Annotated in this window: 13 protein-coding genes and 2 pseudogenes; 6 read left to right on the top strand and 9 right to left on the bottom strand. The window is 62.4% G+C overall.

All coding sequences use genetic code 11. From position 1 onward, the window contains the following. The first annotated feature begins 138 nt into the window (after positions 1–138). A complete protein-coding gene (locus tag IEW19_RS17785) occupies positions 139–621 on the top strand; it encodes an Lrp/AsnC family transcriptional regulator (protein ID WP_174182094.1) in 483 nt (160 codons plus the stop codon). A gap of 190 nt (positions 622–811) precedes the next feature. Here the strand turns inward: IEW19_RS17785 and IEW19_RS17780 are convergent. Beyond that, positions 812–3,434: pseudogene (locus tag IEW19_RS17780) on the bottom strand (Tn3 family transposase); the annotation flags it as partial. Positions 3,435–3,649: 215 nt separating this feature from the next. Between IEW19_RS17780 and IEW19_RS17775 the strand changes: the two are divergent. Continuing rightward, positions 3,650–4,252: a recombinase family protein gene (locus IEW19_RS17775; protein WP_188572929.1), complete on the top strand. Its 603-nt coding sequence runs from the start codon at positions 3,650–3,652 to the stop codon at positions 4,250–4,252. A 160-nt stretch (positions 4,253–4,412) separates the two neighbouring features. Here IEW19_RS17775 and IEW19_RS17770 read toward each other — a convergent pair whose 3' ends face one another. The 4 genes from IEW19_RS17770 to IEW19_RS17755 all read right to left on the bottom strand — a co-directional run bounded on the left by IEW19_RS17770 (position 4,413) and on the right by IEW19_RS17755 (position 7,561). Then, positions 4,413–4,736, bottom strand: a complete 324-nt coding sequence (locus tag IEW19_RS17770) for a hypothetical protein (RefSeq protein ID WP_229748553.1) — start codon at positions 4,734–4,736, stop codon at positions 4,413–4,415. A 106-nt stretch (positions 4,737–4,842) separates the two neighbouring features. Beyond that, positions 4,843–5,721: an SMP-30/gluconolactonase/LRE family protein gene (locus IEW19_RS17765; protein ID WP_188572928.1), complete on the bottom strand. Its 879-nt coding sequence runs from the start codon at positions 5,719–5,721 to the stop codon at positions 4,843–4,845. A gap of 90 nt (positions 5,722–5,811) precedes the next feature. Further along, positions 5,812–6,957: a mandelate racemase/muconate lactonizing enzyme family protein gene (locus IEW19_RS17760; RefSeq protein WP_188572927.1), complete on the bottom strand. Its 1,146-nt coding sequence runs from the start codon at positions 6,955–6,957 to the stop codon at positions 5,812–5,814. A gap of 124 nt (positions 6,958–7,081) precedes the next feature. After that, positions 7,082–7,561, bottom strand: a complete 480-nt coding sequence (locus IEW19_RS17755; RefSeq protein WP_373283621.1) for a gluconate 2-dehydrogenase subunit 3 family protein — start codon at positions 7,559–7,561, stop codon at positions 7,082–7,084. A 61-nt stretch (positions 7,562–7,622) separates the two neighbouring features. On the opposite strand from IEW19_RS17755, the pseudogene IEW19_RS17750 reads away from it, so the two are divergent. Beyond that, positions 7,623–8,693 (top strand): annotated as a pseudogene (locus tag IEW19_RS17750) (dihydroxy-acid dehydratase domain-containing protein); the annotation flags it as partial. 140 nt (positions 8,694–8,833) lie between these two features. On the opposite strand, the gene IEW19_RS17745 reads toward IEW19_RS17750, so the two are convergent. Together IEW19_RS17745 and IEW19_RS17740 are read right to left on the bottom strand one after the other, a co-directional pair. Beyond that, positions 8,834–9,634: an SDR family oxidoreductase gene (locus tag IEW19_RS17745; protein WP_188572925.1), complete on the bottom strand. Its 801-nt coding sequence runs from the start codon at positions 9,632–9,634 to the stop codon at positions 8,834–8,836. A gap of 72 nt (positions 9,635–9,706) precedes the next feature. Beyond that, entirely contained in the window at positions 9,707–11,188 is a 1,482-nt protein-coding gene (locus tag IEW19_RS17740) for an NAD-dependent succinate-semialdehyde dehydrogenase (RefSeq protein ID WP_188572924.1), read from the bottom strand. A gap of 151 nt (positions 11,189–11,339) precedes the next feature. On the opposite strand from IEW19_RS17740, the gene IEW19_RS17735 reads away from it, so the two are divergent. Both IEW19_RS17735 and IEW19_RS17730 read left to right on the top strand, forming a co-directional pair. Continuing rightward, positions 11,340–12,653 carry an MFS transporter gene (locus IEW19_RS17735; protein WP_188572923.1) on the top strand — a complete coding sequence of 438 codons (1,314 nt, stop codon included), beginning with the start codon at positions 11,340–11,342 and terminating at the stop codon, positions 12,651–12,653. A gap of 22 nt (positions 12,654–12,675) precedes the next feature. Beyond that, positions 12,676–13,782: a zinc-binding dehydrogenase gene (locus tag IEW19_RS17730; RefSeq protein WP_188572922.1), complete on the top strand. Its 1,107-nt coding sequence runs from the start codon at positions 12,676–12,678 to the stop codon at positions 13,780–13,782. Positions 13,783–13,795: 13 nt separating this feature from the next. Here the strand turns inward: IEW19_RS17730 and IEW19_RS17725 are convergent, their stop codons facing one another. Then, positions 13,796–14,512: a GntR family transcriptional regulator gene (locus tag IEW19_RS17725; RefSeq protein WP_229748552.1), complete on the bottom strand. Its 717-nt coding sequence runs from the start codon at positions 14,510–14,512 to the stop codon at positions 13,796–13,798. A 32-nt stretch (positions 14,513–14,544) separates the two neighbouring features. On the opposite strand from IEW19_RS17725, the gene lhgD reads away from it, so the two are divergent. Beyond that, positions 14,545–15,777 carry an L-2-hydroxyglutarate dehydrogenase gene (gene lhgD / locus IEW19_RS17720; protein WP_188572920.1) on the top strand — a complete coding sequence of 411 codons (1,233 nt, stop codon included), beginning with the start codon at positions 14,545–14,547 and terminating at the stop codon, positions 15,775–15,777. 883 nt (positions 15,778–16,660) lie between these two features. Here the strand turns inward: lhgD and IEW19_RS17715 are convergent. Beyond that, a complete protein-coding gene (locus IEW19_RS17715; protein ID WP_188572919.1) occupies positions 16,661–16,849 on the bottom strand; it encodes a hypothetical protein in 189 nt (62 codons plus the stop codon). Positions 16,850–17,000 lie beyond the last annotated feature (151 nt).

Raw genomic sequence — 17,000 nt, 5'->3', positions numbered from 1 at the left:
GATAGCCAGTGATCGCTCATACCGCGGCGGGGATTGCTCATAAGTCCACCATGCATAAACACTCTGCGCAAGCTGTGTTGTGTAAAATGAGCAAAATGCGCATTTGATCACCCGAACCGTTTCAGGAGACTAAGCAAAATGACCACACACCGGAAGGCTGACCCCATCGATGCGGCTTTGCTAAAAGCGCTCATCGCCGACCCTGACGCCACAAACATCGCCGTTGCCGAGTCCACGGGACTCGCCCGCAATACCGTCCGTTCCCGGCTCGCCCGATATGCGGAAGAAGCAGCGCTGCGCTCCTTCGAGCGCAGAATCGACCCCGCATTCCTCGGTTACCCACTGAGTGCTTACGTCGTTACCAAGGTCACGCAACGCAAACTGGCCTCTGTAGGCAAGGCCCTTGGCGAGATACCAGAGGTCCTGGAAGTACAGGGATTGAGCGGAGTCAGCGATCTGCTGGTCCACGTGGTCGCCCGCGACGCGGACGATCTGTACCGCATCGCCGGGCGAATCCTCGGCACTGACGGCGTCAAACGCACAAATACCGGACTTGTCATGCGTGAACTCGTCACCTACCGCATCGCGCAACTCCTGACCGCGGATGACGCCAAAAACTAAACGGCGGCCCCACGCATCCCCGTGGGTAATGACTCCTGCACCCAAATCCAGAGCGACCAGAAACTTGCGTATCGCCGGGGAAGGCGATGTTCGACCACCTCGCAGCGCGCTTGGGGTCAGGCCACCGCCGTGGCGGTCACCGACCTCCCCGGGACTAGGGGCGGCTTCTGAAAAAGTGAAATATCCGACGCTAAGGTTTTGCCGAGCGTCGTAGCGGCCTGTATTTGCCGGGTTTGATGTGGTTGGCGCGGGGCCAGGTGTAGTCGCCGGTCAGGTTGATGTGTTCCCACCCCAGGGGCGAGAGGAACCGCAGCAGCTCCGGGTCAGTGGCCTTGCCGTCGCTGTTCAGGGTAGTGATGGACCGGTCGAGGTAGACGGTGTTCCAGAGAACGATGGCTGCGGTGAGAAGATTCAGCCCTGAAGCCCGGTAGCGCTGCTGCTCGAAGGACCGGTCGCGGATCTCTCCGAGGCGGTTGAAGAACACTGCCCGGGCCAGGGTGTTCCGGGCCTCGCCCTTGTTCAGCCCGGCAGTCACCTTGGGACGCAAGCCGGGATCTTGGAGCCAATCCAGCAGGAAAAGGGTCCGTTCCAGTCTGCCCAGTTCCCGCAGCGCGGTGGCGAGCCCGTTTTGGCGCGGGTAGGCACCGAGCTTGCGCATCATCAAGGAGGCCGTCACGGTGCCGGTCTTGATCGATGCGGCCAGCCGAAGGATCTCGTCCCAGTGTTCGGTGATGGTTTTCGTGTTGAGGGTGCCGCCGATCAGCGGAGACAACGTCGACAGTTGAGAATCTTTGGTGGTCGTGTAGAGGCGGGTGTCGCCGATGTTGCGGATCCGGGGTGCGAACCGGTAGCCGAGCAGGTGCATGAGGGCAAAGAGATGGTCGGTGAACCCGGCGGTATCGGTGTAGTGTTCCTGGATCGCGAGGTCGGACTCGTGGTAAGGCAGCCTGTCCAGGACATAGGTCGCGTCGCGGTCCCCGACGTCGATGAGTTTGCTGTGGAAGGGCGAGTACTGGTCAGAGACATGCGTGTAGATCAGCCGTCCGGGCCCGGCACCGTACTTGGGGTTCACATGCCCGGTGGATTCGGCCTGGCTGCCGGCACGGAAGCGCTGCCCGTCAGAGGACGAGGTGGTGCCATCGCCCCCAGTGCGCGGCGAAGGAATGAACGTGCTGGGTGTTCACCAGTTCCGCCAGCGCGGCGCTGTAGGTTTCATCCCGGATGTAGGAGGCTTGGTGGCGGTCCAGTTGGGCATAGGTGACGCCGGTGCATGACTCCGACATCTTCGTCAATCCCAGGTTGATTCCGTCGGCCAGGATCGCGGTGAGCAGGAGCTGCTTGTCCTTGGAAGGTTGGCCGGACTTGAGGTTGGTGAAGTGGCGGGTGAACCCGGTCCAACCATCGACTTCCATCAACAGGTCGGTGATTCGGATCCGCGGGAGCATGGCGCTGGCCTGGTCGATCAGGGGTTGCGCATTTTGCGGCACGATTGTCTCGAGCGGGGTGATCTTCACGCCGTTAGCGGTGATCAGCACCCCGGGCAGTTCGTCGCGGGCTGCAAGCCCGTTGACCTGGTGCAGCCGTTCACTGAGCAGGGCAAGTCGGTCCTGGAGATAGTGGTCGCCGCCGGTGGCCGTGACCAGGGGAAGGGTCCCGGCGTCCTTCATGACCGTGTAGTCGGTGCCGGCCAGAAGGTAGTCATTGAAGTCGCGAAACTGGCGGGAACCGGTGACCCACATGTCTCCGGAGCGCAGCGCGTTCTTGAGTTCCGCGAGGGCGCAGAACTCGTAGAAGCCCCGGTCGGTGCCGGTGGCGGTGAATACCAGGGGCCTCCACCGGGCCCGGATGAACGACGTGGGTGCATCGTCCGGGATCTTTCGGGCGCCGGTGGTGTTCAGGGTCCGGATGACATTGATCGCGGCCAGCAGGTCTTGTGCGGCGGGGGCTGCCTGGAGGTGGAGGGTTGCAAGGAATGCCGGGGTGTGGCGGCGCAGCGTGGTGAAGTGGGCGCTGACGAGGGCGAGGTGGTCTTCGAGGGCCGGCCGGGTGAGCTCCTTGGCTTGGGCGTTGCATTCGGCCAAGGATTCCCAGCCGATGGCTGTTTCGATCGCGGCGAAGGGATCCTCGCCGTTTTCCCTGGCCTCGATGAGGGCGTCACCGAGTTTGGAGTGCAGGCGCATCATGGCTGAGACGGTGGTGCGGGACGCCAGGGTGTTCTGGTTTTGTTTGTTCTGGGCGGTGCGGATGATTCGGCCCATGATTCGGTCGTGCAGCTCGATGATTTCGTCGGTGACGGTTGCCATGCTTTCCACGGACAGGGCAAAGAGGGTTGCGTATCGGCGTCCGGGCTCGAACTTGGCAAGGTCTGCCGCGGTCATGGATGCGCCCTCGCGGGCCAACTTCAGCAACCTGTTCCGGTGCACCAGTTTGCCGGCGGCCCAGGGAAGGTCGAGGGCACGCCAGGTAGTGAGTCGCTCGATGTGCTCGTTCATCGCCCGTGCGTTGGGGCGCAGCGGGGCCTGCCGTAACCATCCGATTTCGGTCAATGGACTATCGGGGCGGCGAAGCAGCAAGCCGTCTAGGCGCCGCCGGTGCTCGACCGAGAGGTGGCCGCATAAGGTGGCGTGGATTCGCCGGCTCCCTTTGGTCAGGGCCTGCGCGCAGGCCCGTTCAATGATCGCGATCCCGGGAGAGGCAACCCTCCGTGATTGCAGGAAGTCCCTCGCGTTTTCGACCAGGAGCAGGCCCTTGTCTGTTTGCGAAGCCACATCTCCCACGTGCTCCACGAGCTGGCGGAAGTCCGTGATTCCGAACGTGCGTGCCCGCGACGATCTGATCGCTCTCGGCATCCCGGACGACCACATTCCACGGACGCTAGGCTAGGAACTGGAACGCCCGAGAATGGTCCTTCGAAAAATGGTGACACGCCAACGGGTTTCGTTTATACAGACACGCCGCGAAATCGATGTCGGAAACCCGCGCCGGAAATCAACGTCGGCAAACCCTGCCGTGGAGGTATTATCGACACATGTTGATCGGATATGCACGCGTTTCCACCGCCGAACAAAACCCCGACCACCAAACGGACGCGCTCACCCGCGCCGGCGTCGACCCGGCAAACATCTACCTCGACCACGCCAGCGGCGCCAAAGCCAGCAGGCCCGAGCTCGACAAGGCCCTCGCCTCCGCCAACCGGGCCGGCGACCAGCTCGTCATCACCCGCCTGGACAGACTCGGACGCTCAGTACTCCACCTCGTCACCCTCGGCGCAGCCCTCCGGGAACGCGGTGTGGGATTGCGTGTCCTCGAGCAAGGCATCGACACCACGACCGCGGAAGGGCGGGCGATGTTCGGGATGCTCTCCGTCCTGGCCGAACTCCAACGCGAACTCATCATCGCCAACACCCGCGACGGCCTCGCGGCCGCCCGCGCCCGCGGACGAACCGGCGGAAGACGCCCGAAACTCACCCCCGACCAGGCCCACCACGCCCAACAGCTCTACGACGCAGGGGACCACACCGTCCAACGCATCGCCGATCTGCTTCAGGTCCCGCGCTCCACGATCTATGGCCACCTCAACAAAACAAGCATCGGACGACGAGCCGCCGGCGGCGCCGCTGACCCGGTGTAACAGCGGCGCCGACCAGCCTTAGCGGACGATCCCGTTGCATACCCACCAGGACGCCTATTACCCGGACCTGACCGGCTTAGAGTGATTGGTCCAAGTGGCCGCAATTTCATTAGGGACTGCCCCCGGTTTTCCGCATCCGTCCTGGGTTTGGGCATGTTCTTCACGAAAACCAAGTTGTCGTGTCCGCTAGTTCACTTTTTGCACGATCCCACTCGCTGGCCTCCCGTGTTGTGCCAAACGGTACCTCCTGGTCGATGCGGATCGTGTACTTGTCGTGATTGTGTTGCATAACCAGGATTCCCTGCCGACATTGAAGAGCGGCAGGTATAAGTCGGCTGACGGCGCGACTAATCTCCTCGTCTCTGCTCTGGCGCTCCTTCAGAGTCACGACTTCAACGGAAAGAGAAAGCGACGGACGCGGAAAGAGGTCGCTGCCGCTTAGCGAGAAAGCATCGTTGGCTCTCGATACGTGATCGTAGGACACAGGCCCCCCTTTACTACGTCGACCGCCCGTGGGTTTCATGTCGTTTATGTGCATCTCGTGTTTGCGAAATTCCTGCGGACGCACGAGTGACCACTAGTGTGCAGGCCTATCCGCGGAACAAGTAAGGGGGTCTCCCCGTTACGCCCGGCTCCAGGACGAAGAGTGCACCTGCATGACGCTGGTCCTGTAACTGCCGGGACGTGAGGCCGTTGCGGGCCGAGGTGACGAATAGCTGATTGAGTGTGGGCCCGCCGAAAGCGACACTTGTGGGTCTGGCGACCGGCAGAAGGAGTGTTTCCAGCAGTGTGCCGTCTGGGCTGAAGCGGCGGACGCAACCCCCGTCCCACATGGCTACCCAAATGGTTCCCTCGGCGTCTACCGCCATTCCGTCCGGCGTGGCTATGGGATCGGGTAGATCAACGAGAAGTCGGCGGTTGTGGATCTTGCCTGTGTCGATATCGAAATCGTAGGCATCCACTCTTTTGGTGGTCGAATCAGTGAAGTATAAGGTTCGACCATCAGGGGACCAGTCTAGGCCGTTTGAAATGGAAACGTTCTCAAGTACCGGCGTAACCTGGAGGCTGCTGTTGATTCGGTAAATGCTCCCAGCCGATGGTGAGAGGTCTGTTGCCATCGTCCCGGCCCAGAGACGTCCGGCGGGATCGCATGCGCCGTCATTCATCCGGTTGCCGGGAATGGCTGACTCGATGGGTACGACGAGCTCGAAGGTATCCCCGTCAGGATGAATGAAACCGATCCCGTCACGCACAGCACACACTAGTCCCCCCGAGTGTCGGCGCGCGACCATCCCAAGTGGTTGGCCAACGTCAATGCTGCGGTCCGCCCCTGACCCGGGGTCAAAGAAGTGGACCCTGCCGGAGAAGATATCGACCCATAGTAGTTCTTGATGCTGCTCGTCCCACCACGGTCCTTCGGCAAGATCGGCGTCGGCGTCGAGGGCAATGTCAAGCTGCCTGCTTTTCATGATGACGAAGTCTCCAAACAGCCGTTTCAACGAAGGGACCGGGCGCCGCGCGATCGGAAGCGCGACGCCCGGGGCCGGCGTTTATGTCTTTCACGCAGCCGCGGCGAACCGGGAATCGGTCAGCGTGTACTTTTCCAGTGCTCCATCTGCAAAATCGATGCCCAGTCCGGGAACTTCCCGCGCCTCGACGTATCCGCCAGTGGCTGTCAGGGGCTGTTCGAGCAGCCCGTCCCAGCCTGGCCCACCGTAGGCGTCGAACTCGATCATGGGAGCATTCTCGCAACTCAGGATGGTATGCAGGCCCGCGGCCAATGCCACTCCCGTTCCGGAGCAGCAGGCAATGTGGGGGACGCACAGGAGGTTCCACGAACTGGCCATATCGGCCACCCGCTTGCACTCGGAGATGCCACCAACGCTGGTGCAGTCCGGCTGGAGGACATCGAAGGTCCGCTTGCGGAGAAGGTCGAGGTACTCGTAGCGGGTAAGCAGTGACTCGCCGCCGGCGAGTTTGAGCGACACCCGGTCAGAGAGCCAGGAATGATCGTCAATGTACTGGGTGAGGCTGCGGGAGAGAATGGGTTCTTCCAGCCACGAAACGCCCAATTGCTCGAGTTCGGTAGCAAGGGTGAGAGCCTCCCGGCGGTCGAAGGCCATGTTGGCATCGACCATGATGTCGATGTCGGGACCGACGGCATCACGGACTCGGGCGACCATGTCCACGCCCTTGCTCAGGCTCGGGCCGTTGCGCAGCTTCATCGCAAAGAAGCCCTGCTCAACAGCTGCTATGGACTCTTCGACTATTTCTTCGGTCGGCTTCAGCGACGGCGCGTAGTAAGCTTTCACCTTTGACTTGGAGGCTCCCAGGAGGCGATAAACCGGCTGATTGCTTGCCTTGCCGAGCAGATCCCACAGGGCGATATCGATACCGCTGAGTGCGTAGGTCTCGATCCCCCGGCGGCCCCACATGTGCGTGGCGTTGAGCATGTCCTGCCAGATGGCTGCGATGTCCAGTGGATCACGCCCGATGAGCATGGGACCAAGCTGGTGGTTGATGATGGGACCGACGGTGGGAAAGTACTCGGCCGAGAATCCGGCTTCACCGATCCCTTCGATACCTTCGTCGGTTTTTACCCGGACGATGATGCCGCCTTTGACGTTGACTTCCATCGCACCCCAGCGAAGGGGCTCATCCAGCGGCACTCCGACGGGGAAGGCCTTTACCTCTGTTATTTTCATACTTTTCAGTCCTTTCGCGGGTGTCGCGAGTGTGCGGAAGGCGGCCCCGGCAGTTAGGTAACTACTGGGCCGCGGCGGCCCGGCAGTTAGGTAACTACCGGGCCGCGGCGCCCGCGTTGGGAGGTTAGCTGTCGCGGGGAACTGACTGCTGCAGGTGCGGGATCAGGTCGTTCCAGTCGTAGTCGCCGTCATAGAAGTACTCCGTGGTGTCGTAAGTCCCGTCCATGGTGTCCTTGAGCGATTTGGGACCAGGGAATCCGATGGTTTTCCACCCCATCCGATCCTTGTTGCCGCCGTACACGGGATCACAGTAGAACCCCTGCCTGGTGTGCAGGCACAAGGTATCGAAGAAGGACAGGTCCTCGTCGAAGACGCCCTGCAGGAAGGTGGTTATGGGTTCTTTCGTTCCGTGTGTGACTCTGGTGGGTTTGGGCGCCCCGGAGAGCTCCACGAAGACTTGGTCCTGCTGGTCATCAATGAGGTCCACGAAATTCCCGCCGAACAAACGCTCGGACAGGGCATCCAACTCCTTGATGCCCTGGCGGTAGAGTTCCTGCATCTTGAACTGTCGGGCGCGCCAGGCGTCGGCTGCTTTGCCAGCCATCTTGAGGAATCCGGAGCCGTCCGCAGCAGCGTAAACGTAGCCGATTCCCGAAATGTACCTGTCGATGGCGCTGGACATCTCCATGGGCGGCTCCACCAACACCATCCTGCACCTGCTGGCCGCCGCCCAGGAAGCCGGCGTGGAATACGGCCTGGCCGAGATGGACGCCAAATCCCGCCAGGTGCCCTGCCTGGCCAAGGTGGCCCCCAACGTTGCCGGAAACAAGACCTATTACATGGAGGACGTACACCGCGCCGGCGGCATCCCCGCGCTGCTGGGCGAGCTGAACCGCGGCGGCCTCCTGCACAAGAACGTCCACTCCGTGCACTCCACCGACCTGGACGGCTGGCTGGACGACTGGGACATCCGCGGCGGCAAGGCCACCGAAGAGGCACAGGCCCTGTGGCACGCAGCCCCGGGCGGCGTCCGCTCCTCCACCGCGTTCTCACAGTCGAACGAGTGGACCTCCCTGGACACCGACGCCGCAGAAGGCTGCATCCGCTCGGTGGAGCACGCCTTCTCCAAGGACGGCGGCCTGGCCGTGCTGCGCGGCAACGTGGCAGTGGACGGCGCCGTGGTGAAGACCGCCGGCGTGGACGAATCCATCTGGACCTTCTCGGCCCCGGCCGTTGTGTGCGAATCCCAGGACGAAGCCGTGGAGAAGATCCTGAACAAGCAGATCAAGGAAGGCGACGTGGTGGTCATCCGCTACGAAGGCCCCAAGGGCGGTCCCGGCATGCAGGAAATGCTGTACCCGACGTCGTTCCTCAAGGGCCGCGGCCTGGGCAAGAAGTGCGCGCTCATCACGGACGGCCGCTTCTCCGGCGGCACCTCCGGCCTGTCCATCGGGCACATCTCGCCCGAGGCTGCCTCCGGCGGAACCATCGCCCTGGTGGAGGACGGCGACATCATCAGCATCAACATCAGCCAGCGCTCCCTGCAGCTGGAGGTCTCCGAGGAGCTCCTCGCCGAACGCCGCGAGAAGCTGCTGATCAACGGCGGCTACAAGCCCAAGGACAGGGACCGCCACGTCTCTGCCGCGCTGCGCGCCTACGCCGCCATGGCCACCTCCGCGGACAAGGGTGCCGTCCGCGACGTGTCCCTCCTGAGAGCTAACGGCTGCCTACCCTAAAAATCCGACTGATGCAGAGGGAGAGACTGAAATTCGTGTTTATCGCTTAGCCCCTTGCTTGCCCAGTGGCCCGTTGCCCGGTAGCCAGGGGATGCGAAATCTGCCGATATGGTCTCTCTCTGCCCTCAATTCAGAGGCCTTCAGCTAAGGCTCCCCAGCCGGGAGTCAGAGGGTCCGGACCAGCCCCCGTCGCAGCGGAGCGCTGTGCCCGTCACGTAGGAGGCCAGGCCACTGCACAGAAACGCGGCCGTTGCTGCGAATTCCTCGGTGTTTCCGTAACGCCCCGCCGGAATGGACGTCCGGGATTCTGCTTCGATCATGTCAACCGTGACTCCGCGTCGTCGGGCTGCGGCAAGGTCAAGGCCCCGGGTTCGCTCTGTCGCGATTCGCCCGGGAAGCAGCATGTTGACTGTGACGTCGTCCGATGCCACCTCGGCCGCGAGCGTTTTCAGGTATCCGGCCAGGGCGGCACGGCCGGTGTTGGATAGCGCCAGATTCGGCAGCGGTGCGGCCACACCGCTTGAGCCTATTGCCAAAATCCGGCCCCAACGACGTTTTCTCATTCCGGGCAGAAAGCTGCTTACGAGTGCGTGCTGGGGCCGAAGCAAGAGTTCAAACGCGGAGGACATATCTTCACTGCTGAGGCCGGCCGCTGTTCCCGGTGCCGGCCCGGGTCCGTTGAGCACGAGGATGTCAACGGACCCAAAGCGCGCGTTGGCGGCGGTTACAGCTGCGGTGAGGCCCTCCTGCGTGCATAGGTCGGTTTCAACGCCGATCGCTGCAGATGGTAACTCTGCGGCGATCCTTGTGGCCTCCTCGCCGCGTCGGCCCGTGATGACCAGGTTCGCGCCTTCGGCGGCCAGTGCCGAGGCGACGGCCAATCCCAGGCCTCCGGTAGATGCCGCCACGAAGGCTGTCTTGCCCTGAATGCCGAGATCCACTAGGAGGCCCGCCGTGCCCTAGGCAATGCAGGGGTGCGTCGTGAAGGGTTCACGTGGCTTGTCTCCGTGGTGTTAGAGGGTCAGGGCGATGTACTTCATGTCCTGGTATTCCTCGATCCCTGTAGGTCCACCTTCGCGGCCAAGACCTGATGACTTGATACCGCCAAACGGTGAGGCCGCCTCCGAAATAATCGCGCGGTTAATGCCCACCATTCCTGCCTCCAAGCGCTCGGCCGCCCGCATCGCCTTGCTGAGATTCTGGGTGTAAAGGTAAGCCACGAGCCCGTACTCGGTGTCGTTCGCCATGTCGATGGCATCGTCGTCGGACTCGGCCGCATAGAGAACAGCGACGGGACCAAAGATTTCCGCTCGCGCGATCGTGGAGCCCGGGGCCACCCCGTCGATGACGGTGGGCTCCATAAAGAAGCCTTCCCCTTCGATCGCATGGCCGCCCGCGAGAACATTTGCCCCCTCACCCTTGGCCGTTTCCAGGAGTTCCAGCACGGAGTCCCGCTGCTTGCCGTCGACGAGCGGACCCACGATGGTTCCGGCGGCCGTGCCGGCGCCGACACGCAGTTCGGCCACACGCTTCAGGAAGCTTTCCCGGAAGGCAGGCAGCACGTCCTTGTGAACGATGATCCGGTTGGCCGCGACACAGGCCTGGCCAGCATTGCGGAACTTCGCGGTGACCGCCCCCTCCGCGGCTGCCTCGACGTCGGCGTCCGAGAGGACCAGGAATGGCCCGTTGCCGCCCAGCTCCATGGAGGATGCCATGACGTTGTCCGCCGCCTGCTTCAACAGCGCCGTACCGACTCCGGTGGAGCCCGTAAAGCTAACCTTGCGCAGGCGCCGGTCGCTCATCAAGGCCGCAGACTGTGCCCCTGACTTGCTGGTGGTGACGAGGTTGACGACGCCATCAGGGATACCGACCGAACGCAGGACCTCCACGAAGAGGTGCATCGTCAGCGGGGTCTGGGATGCCGGCTTGATGATCACAGTGCAGCCGGCAGCCAGGGCCGCTCCGACTTTCCGGGTTCCCATGGCGAGAGGGAAATTCCACGGCGTGATCAGCAACGACGGACCCACTGGCTGGTAAGTCGTTATTATCCGGTAATCACCATCAGGCGCGGGCCCGTAATTGCCGGTCTGGGACGGCACCTGTTCGGAAAACCAGCGGAGAAACTCTGCCGCGTACGCCACTTCGCCTCTGGCCTCAGCCAAGGGTTTGCCCATTTCGGTCGCCATCGTCCATGCGAAATCTTCCGTGCGGGCGATGACGGCGTCAAAGGCCATACGCAGGAGCTCGGCCCGAACGCGCGGCTTGGTCAGTCCCCACGCCTCCTGCGCCGCGGAGGCGGCGTCGAGGGCCTCTGCCGCGTCTTTGAGTGAGGCGTCCGAGACGGCTGCGAACTCTTCGCCGGTGGCCGGGTTCACCACCGGGATGTGTGCCTCGTCCTGCGCGGGCCGCCACTCTCCATTGAGGAAGAGGCCTGTGGGGATGCTGAAAGTACCGTGATCGGCGGTGAGCTTGGTGGTGCTTGGGATCTCAACCATGTGATTCCTCTGCTCCTGTTGAAGGTGTCAAGTCTGCAAATTGAAGGCGCACAGCCACCAAAATATGCTGCTGCGGTTGACTTACATGTTACATGCAGTCATTCTGTGTGAGGTAATTAACTTTCCAGCACCGAAAGGCAACGGGGCCTCCATGAGTACCAAGACAAGTTCAGCCAGCGCTATTCCCCGGAGAGTGGCAGCGGCTTCGATGATCGGCACCACCATTGAGTGGTACGACTACTACATCTTCGGCACAGCCGCCGTACTGGTCCTGAACAACCAGTTTTTTCCCACGCTCGACCCGGCAGCGGCCACCCTCGCGTCCCTTGCCACGTTCGCTGTCGCTTTCATTGCCCGTCCGTTCGGCGGCGCGATCTTCGGGCATTTCGGCGACAAGTACAGTCGCAAGAAAATGCTGGTGTGGTCCCTCTTGATGATGGGTGCATCAACGTTTATCGTCGGCCTCCTCCCGAACTACGACGCGATCGGCATCGCTGCGCCGATCATCCTCGTCGCCCTGCGCTTCCTGCAGGGCCTTGCCGTCGGCGGTGAATGGGGCGGCGCGGTGCTCATGGCACTCGAACACGCTCCCGCAAACCGTCGCGCCTTTTACGCTTCATGGACCCAGTGCGGCGTACCTGCGGCCCTCGTGCTCTCCAGCGGCATCTTCTTCCTCATGCAGAAGACCCCGCCGGAGTTCTTCAACACCTGGGGCTGGCGCATCCCATTCCTACTCTCTGCGCTGTTGATCGTGGTGGGACTCTTCATCCGGCTGCGCGTCTCCGAATCGCCGGAGTTCCTCAAGATGAAGTCGGACGAGAAAGACGTCCGGGTGCCTGTCCTCGAAGTATTCCGGAGCGCCAAAAAGCCGCTCATCCTCGGCTCTCTGGCCATGGCCTCGCCGAACATCATCTTCTACATCTGTTCGGTCTACATGCTCAGCTACGGCCCCGGAGTCGTCGGGGTCAGCCGGGACGTCATCTTCCTCTCCGTTATCTTCGCCGCCTTTATCCAGGTCTTCACCATCCCCCTGGTCGCTACAGTGGCGGACAGGCTCGGCAAGAAGAAGATCCTCCAGGCCGGCGCCCTGGCCGTCGCCGTCCTGGCCTACCCGGTATTCCTGCTGGTCGACACGGGCGAGACACTCCTGATCGTCCTGGCCATGGTCCTCGCCCTACCCGTGGCCCACGCCATGGCATACTCCGTTATCGCCAGCTTCATCCCCGAGCTTTTCGAGCCGGAAGTCCGCTTCACAGGTGCCTCACTGGCCTACCAGATCGGCGGAATCATCACCTCGGCGCCGGCCCCCTTCCTGGCCGCCCTGCTTTACACCGAAACAGGCGCGTCCTGGGGTATAGCGCTCTACATCGCCGGGGCTGCCCTCATCGGGCTGCTCGCGATCACCCTCGGCAAGGAACGCAAAGCTGCCACGGCCCCCAAGGTCGAAGAACTCACGCACACCTAAAAGATCTGAAAAGGAAAATCTCGTGACCGAGCTCATCAAGGCCGCTGTCCTCACGGCTGTGAACAAGCCGCTGGAAATCCAGGAATTCCCTGCACCTGCCCCGTCTACAGGAGGCGCCGTGGTCACGGTGGCCTACGCGGGCATCTGCGGCACCGACATCCACTTAAAAACAGGGAATCTCTCTGTTCCCATGCCCATCGTCATGGGCCACGAAGCAGTCGGCACGATCGCAGCTCTCGATCCGGCACCGTCCACCGACATCAATGGTGCGCCGCTCCGCGTGGGCGACAGAGTTGTCTGGTCCAACAACATTCCCTGCGGCCGGTGCCATGAGTGCCTCGTCCTAAAAGAACGCACCCTCTGCAAATCCCGCAAAATCTACGGCATCAACCGGACCAGCAGCGAGGCCCCGCATTTGCTCGGCGGGATGGCGGGCCAGATCGCCCTCGAAGCCGGCACGGCGATCATCCGGATCCCCGACGACGTGACCTTCGAGGAAGTGATCGCTCTGGGCTGCGCCGGCCCCACCGCTCTGCACGGGATGCTGGAAAACCTTACGATCCATCCGGGAGACACCGTAGCAGTGCAGGGCAGCGGCCCCGTTGGACTAGCCGCAGCAATCTACGCCAAACAAATGGGCGCGGACCAGGTCATCCTCCTCGGCGCACCGGCGTCCCGCCTCGAACTCGCCCTTGAGATCGGCGCCTGCGACGAGGTTATCGACATGGGCATCTACACGGACCCCGCTGCACGTTTGGAGAAGCTTCGCCAGATGACCGCGCAGGAACGGGGCGCGGACGTCGTTATCGAATGCGCAGGGGTGCCGGCGGCGGTGGCCGAAAGCCTCGACCTTGCCCGCCCCAACGGACAGGTCCTGATTCTGGGACAGTACACCGACCACGGGGCTACACCCATCAACCCGCACTACATCACCAAAAAGCAGCTCAAGATCTTCGGCTCCTGGGGCTTCGCCGAAGCCCACTACGTGAAATATGTGGAGTCGCTGCCCCAGCTCCGCAAGCGGCATGATCTGGGCGCCCTGTTGACCGTCTTCGCCCTCGAGGACGTCAATGAGGCAATGGACACCGTCGCCGCGGGACAGTGCACCAAGGCAGTCCTCAAGCCCTGATCCTCACAGCGGCTCAGGAATAGTCGTTGGGCCAGCGCAGGGCCTCGGTGACGGCGTCGGCGTCGAACTCCCCGTTGTCCCCGGCCTCCTGCGCGATCAGCAGCTCTGCCGTATTGACGATGTGGCGGCGCATCGCCCCTGCAGCGGCCGGTCCGTCATGCGCTGAGATCGCTTCGACAATGTCAAGGTGGTCATCAACGACGTCCTGGCAGGATCGTGCGGCCGGAGCGGTACCCACCCCCCTCGTCAGCACCAGATTGCGGAGGTTTTCAAGGACATCGACCAGCTTCGTGTTGCCCGCATTCTCCATAATCTGCAGGTGGAAATCGCGGTCGGCCCGAAGGGTTGCCTCAGCGTCATCCTCGTCCGCTGCGGCCTGCATATGGGCGAAACACTCGAGGATGCGGCTCATTCCGGCCTCGGAAACCGTCCGGGCGACCTTGGCCGCCGCGGGCACTTCAAGCATCAGCCGGATCTGGAAGACCTCCACCAGATCCGTGAGTGTGGTCGCAAGGATCGTGGCCCCCTTGTTCTTGTCAATCCGGATCATTCCCGCCCGTGCCAGCTGAAGCAGGGCCTCGCGGGCCGGGGTTCTGGAGACGCCGATGCGCTCACCCAGGCTGTTGGCTGAATACGTTTCACCTGCAACCAGCTCGCCGGAAGTGATCGCTTCACGAAAAAGCTCCACGGCTTGATCGGTAAGGGACATACCACGGCTCAGTTTTTTCACTTCACCATCATTTCAGCAACGGAAGAAAAGTAATGACAACGAATCGAATCGCAGTGATCGGCGGCGGAATCATCGGCACCGCAGTCGCCCGGCAACTCTCCCGGATGGTCGACGGCGCCCAAATCACCCTCATTGAGAAAGAGTCCGACCTGGCCGGACACCAGACCGGCCACAACTCCGGCGTCGTCCACGCAGGCCTCTACTACGAACCCGGCTCTCTCAAAGCCCGGCTATGCCGCCGCGGGGTTGAACTGCTGGCCGAATACGCCACCGAGAACAACATCGCCTACGACGAATGCGGAAAGGTTGTCGTAGCGCACAACAGCCTCGAGCTCGACCGGCTTCACAACATCTTCGAACGGGCCAAGGCCAACGGCGTCCCGGACGTCTCCATTATTGACCGGGACCGCCTGCGCGAGCTGGAACCCGCCTGCACCGGAGGCATCGCGGCCCTGCACTCACCACACACGGCAATCATCGACTACCCCGCACTGACCCGGTCACTCGGTAAGGACGTCGAAGCCGGCGGCGGTCAGATACGCCTCGGCGCTATGGTAACGGGGTTGGACGTGACCGAATCCGAGGTCCGCGTTTCCGGAACCGGCTTCGACTCAGAGGCCTTCGACCTCGTCATCACGTGCGCAGGCCTGCAGTCTGACAGGCTCGCCAACGCAGTCACTGACCGGACAGGAACCGCCCGGAAGAAAGACGACGGGCCCCAGATCGTGCCGTTCTACGGCGACTACTTCCTGCTCCGGCCCGAGCGCTCCTCACTGGTCAACGGGCTCATCTACCCCGTCCCGGACCCCCAGTACCCCTTCCTCGGTGTACACCTGACCAAACGCGTGGACGGCGCAGTCATGCTCGGCCCCAACGCCTTCCTGTCCCTAGCCCGCGAAAACTACCGGAACAACGCACCCAACCTCCGCGACCTCGCGGACACGCTGACCTACCCGGGCTTCTGGAAGTTCGCTGCCGAGAACATTCCCGCGACCCTCCAGCAGGTCCGCACAGCGGTCAGCAAGAATGCCTTCGTCGAGGAAGCCCGCAAATTCGTGCCGGCCATCGAAGCAGCGGACGTGGTCAAGGGAGTGCGCGGAATCCGCGCGCAGGCCCTCAACGCGGACGGAAGCCTGGTAGACGACTTCGTCATCCGCTCCACAGGCCGGCTCGTTCAGGTCCGCAACGCACCCTCCCCCGGGGCCACGGCTTCCCTCGCCATCGCCGAACACATCGTTGAGGAAGCCCTCGCGCAAGCGGCATAGGCATAGACGACGGGGTGTACCAATCCCCAGACGGCCCGCCCTGGCTACCGCAGACCATGACTAAAGGTGGCCGCGCGTCGTATATCTCGTCACCCGGCAGGGCTAGGTACACCCCAAACTAACAAACGAAGCCTTTACGGACCGCTTCACATACTTTCCACTATGGAACGCGTGCGAATCCCGCATCGGCTGTGGGCCGAGCAGATCATGGCGTATTTACCCGTAACCAGCTGGTCGGTGAAAGGTCCGCAGCAGATGCTTGGAAAGGAATTATGGGCTGGCCCGAAGCACCAGAAACCTCCAATACCCTCGGATGGTCCGAACTAAGGCATGGGCAACTTATCGAGGTGCTGGATAGCGACCTTATAGTCTCGCGCGGTGTAGTCGACGACTTCACGTCTGACCGACAGGTCGTGTGGCTACGCCTGAGCTACGGGACGGGCAGGCAGGTGTTCCATCAGCGCGACGGATGGCAGCTCCGCGCCGTCCGCGGCACACCCTGAGACCAGGAATGGGCGGCTTGCTGTGCGGGTGCTCAGCACGCCCGGTCCTCCCGGCGTGACGTGAAGTGGATGAGTACACCCCAACCTGACGTTGGAGCCGTCCGACATGGGAAGACTCGCCCCGTGCCCGGTCGATGGGTCTGACGCCCTGCGCCGGCAGAGCCGCAACAGGTGGCATCGCGCCGTTTGTCCCGAGTGGCTGTCATCATTTCCTGATGCTTTGGCCTGTTTCGACCGTTCTCGAGCCGATGAACGTGCTTGCGTTGGTTGCGGACTGTCAGCTTGAGATCTGAGATGATCCGCAGCACCTGTCAGTAAATCGATTCTGGACATTATTCCAACGCAATGCACCGCTTGAGGCGTCAGATATGCCCTTATTTTCAGCTCGTCAGGGCGGCTGCCCAGGCAATGGCGTTCCGTTGCCGGTAGTCCAGCACATCGATGTCCTGATCGCTCTGGACAAGGGCCAAGTCGATCGATGCCAGCCGCTGCTGCAGAACTACTGGGTCAATCAGCCGGGCGTCCACCAGTGCTCGAACGAACTCGAAGTCCTTTTCGCGGTGTGCCATGAGCTTCGCAACGCATAGGGGTCATGGTCACGTCCCGCTGAGTGGTGGAGTTTCTCGACACCGTGCGGGTCAGCTGGTTTTGATTATGCCGCAGCGAGTTCGGGAAGTGGAACCACCTCCTCGACCTGCTTGTCTGCCGGTGTGCCGGATT

It is taken from the genome of Arthrobacter liuii (genome assembly GCF_014639275.1).
GTDB classification, from domain to species: Bacteria; Actinomycetota; Actinomycetes; order Actinomycetales; family Micrococcaceae; genus Arthrobacter; species Arthrobacter liuii.
Note: the sequence above shows the minus strand (reverse complement) of the source record. Positions and strands in the feature narration are given on the sequence as shown.

Excerpts from the sequence above, each read along its gene's own strand:
- IEW19_RS17785 (WP_174182094.1), top strand. The coding sequence starts at position 139 with ATGACCACACACCGGAAGGCTGACCCCATCGATGCGGCTTTGCTAAAA.
- IEW19_RS17775 (WP_188572929.1), top strand. The coding sequence starts at position 3,650 with ATGTTGATCGGATATGCACGCGTTTCCACCGCCGAACAAAACCCCGAC.
- IEW19_RS17765 (WP_188572928.1), bottom strand. The coding sequence starts at position 5,721 with ATGAAAAGCAGGCAGCTTGACATTGCCCTCGACGCCGACGCCGATCTT.
- IEW19_RS17760 (WP_188572927.1), bottom strand. The coding sequence starts at position 6,957 with ATGAAAATAACAGAGGTAAAGGCCTTCCCCGTCGGAGTGCCGCTGGAT.
- IEW19_RS17755 (WP_373283621.1), bottom strand. The coding sequence starts at position 7,561 with ATGGCTGGCAAAGCAGCCGACGCCTGGCGCGCCCGACAGTTCAAGATG.
- IEW19_RS17740 (WP_188572924.1), bottom strand. The coding sequence starts at position 11,188 with ATGGTTGAGATCCCAAGCACCACCAAGCTCACCGCCGATCACGGTACT.
- IEW19_RS17735 (WP_188572923.1), top strand. The coding sequence starts at position 11,340 with ATGAGTACCAAGACAAGTTCAGCCAGCGCTATTCCCCGGAGAGTGGCA.
- lhgD (WP_188572920.1), top strand. The coding sequence starts at position 14,545 with ATGACAACGAATCGAATCGCAGTGATCGGCGGCGGAATCATCGGCACC.
- IEW19_RS17715 (WP_188572919.1), bottom strand. The coding sequence starts at position 16,849 with ATGGCACACCGCGAAAAGGACTTCGAGTTCGTTCGAGCACTGGTGGAC.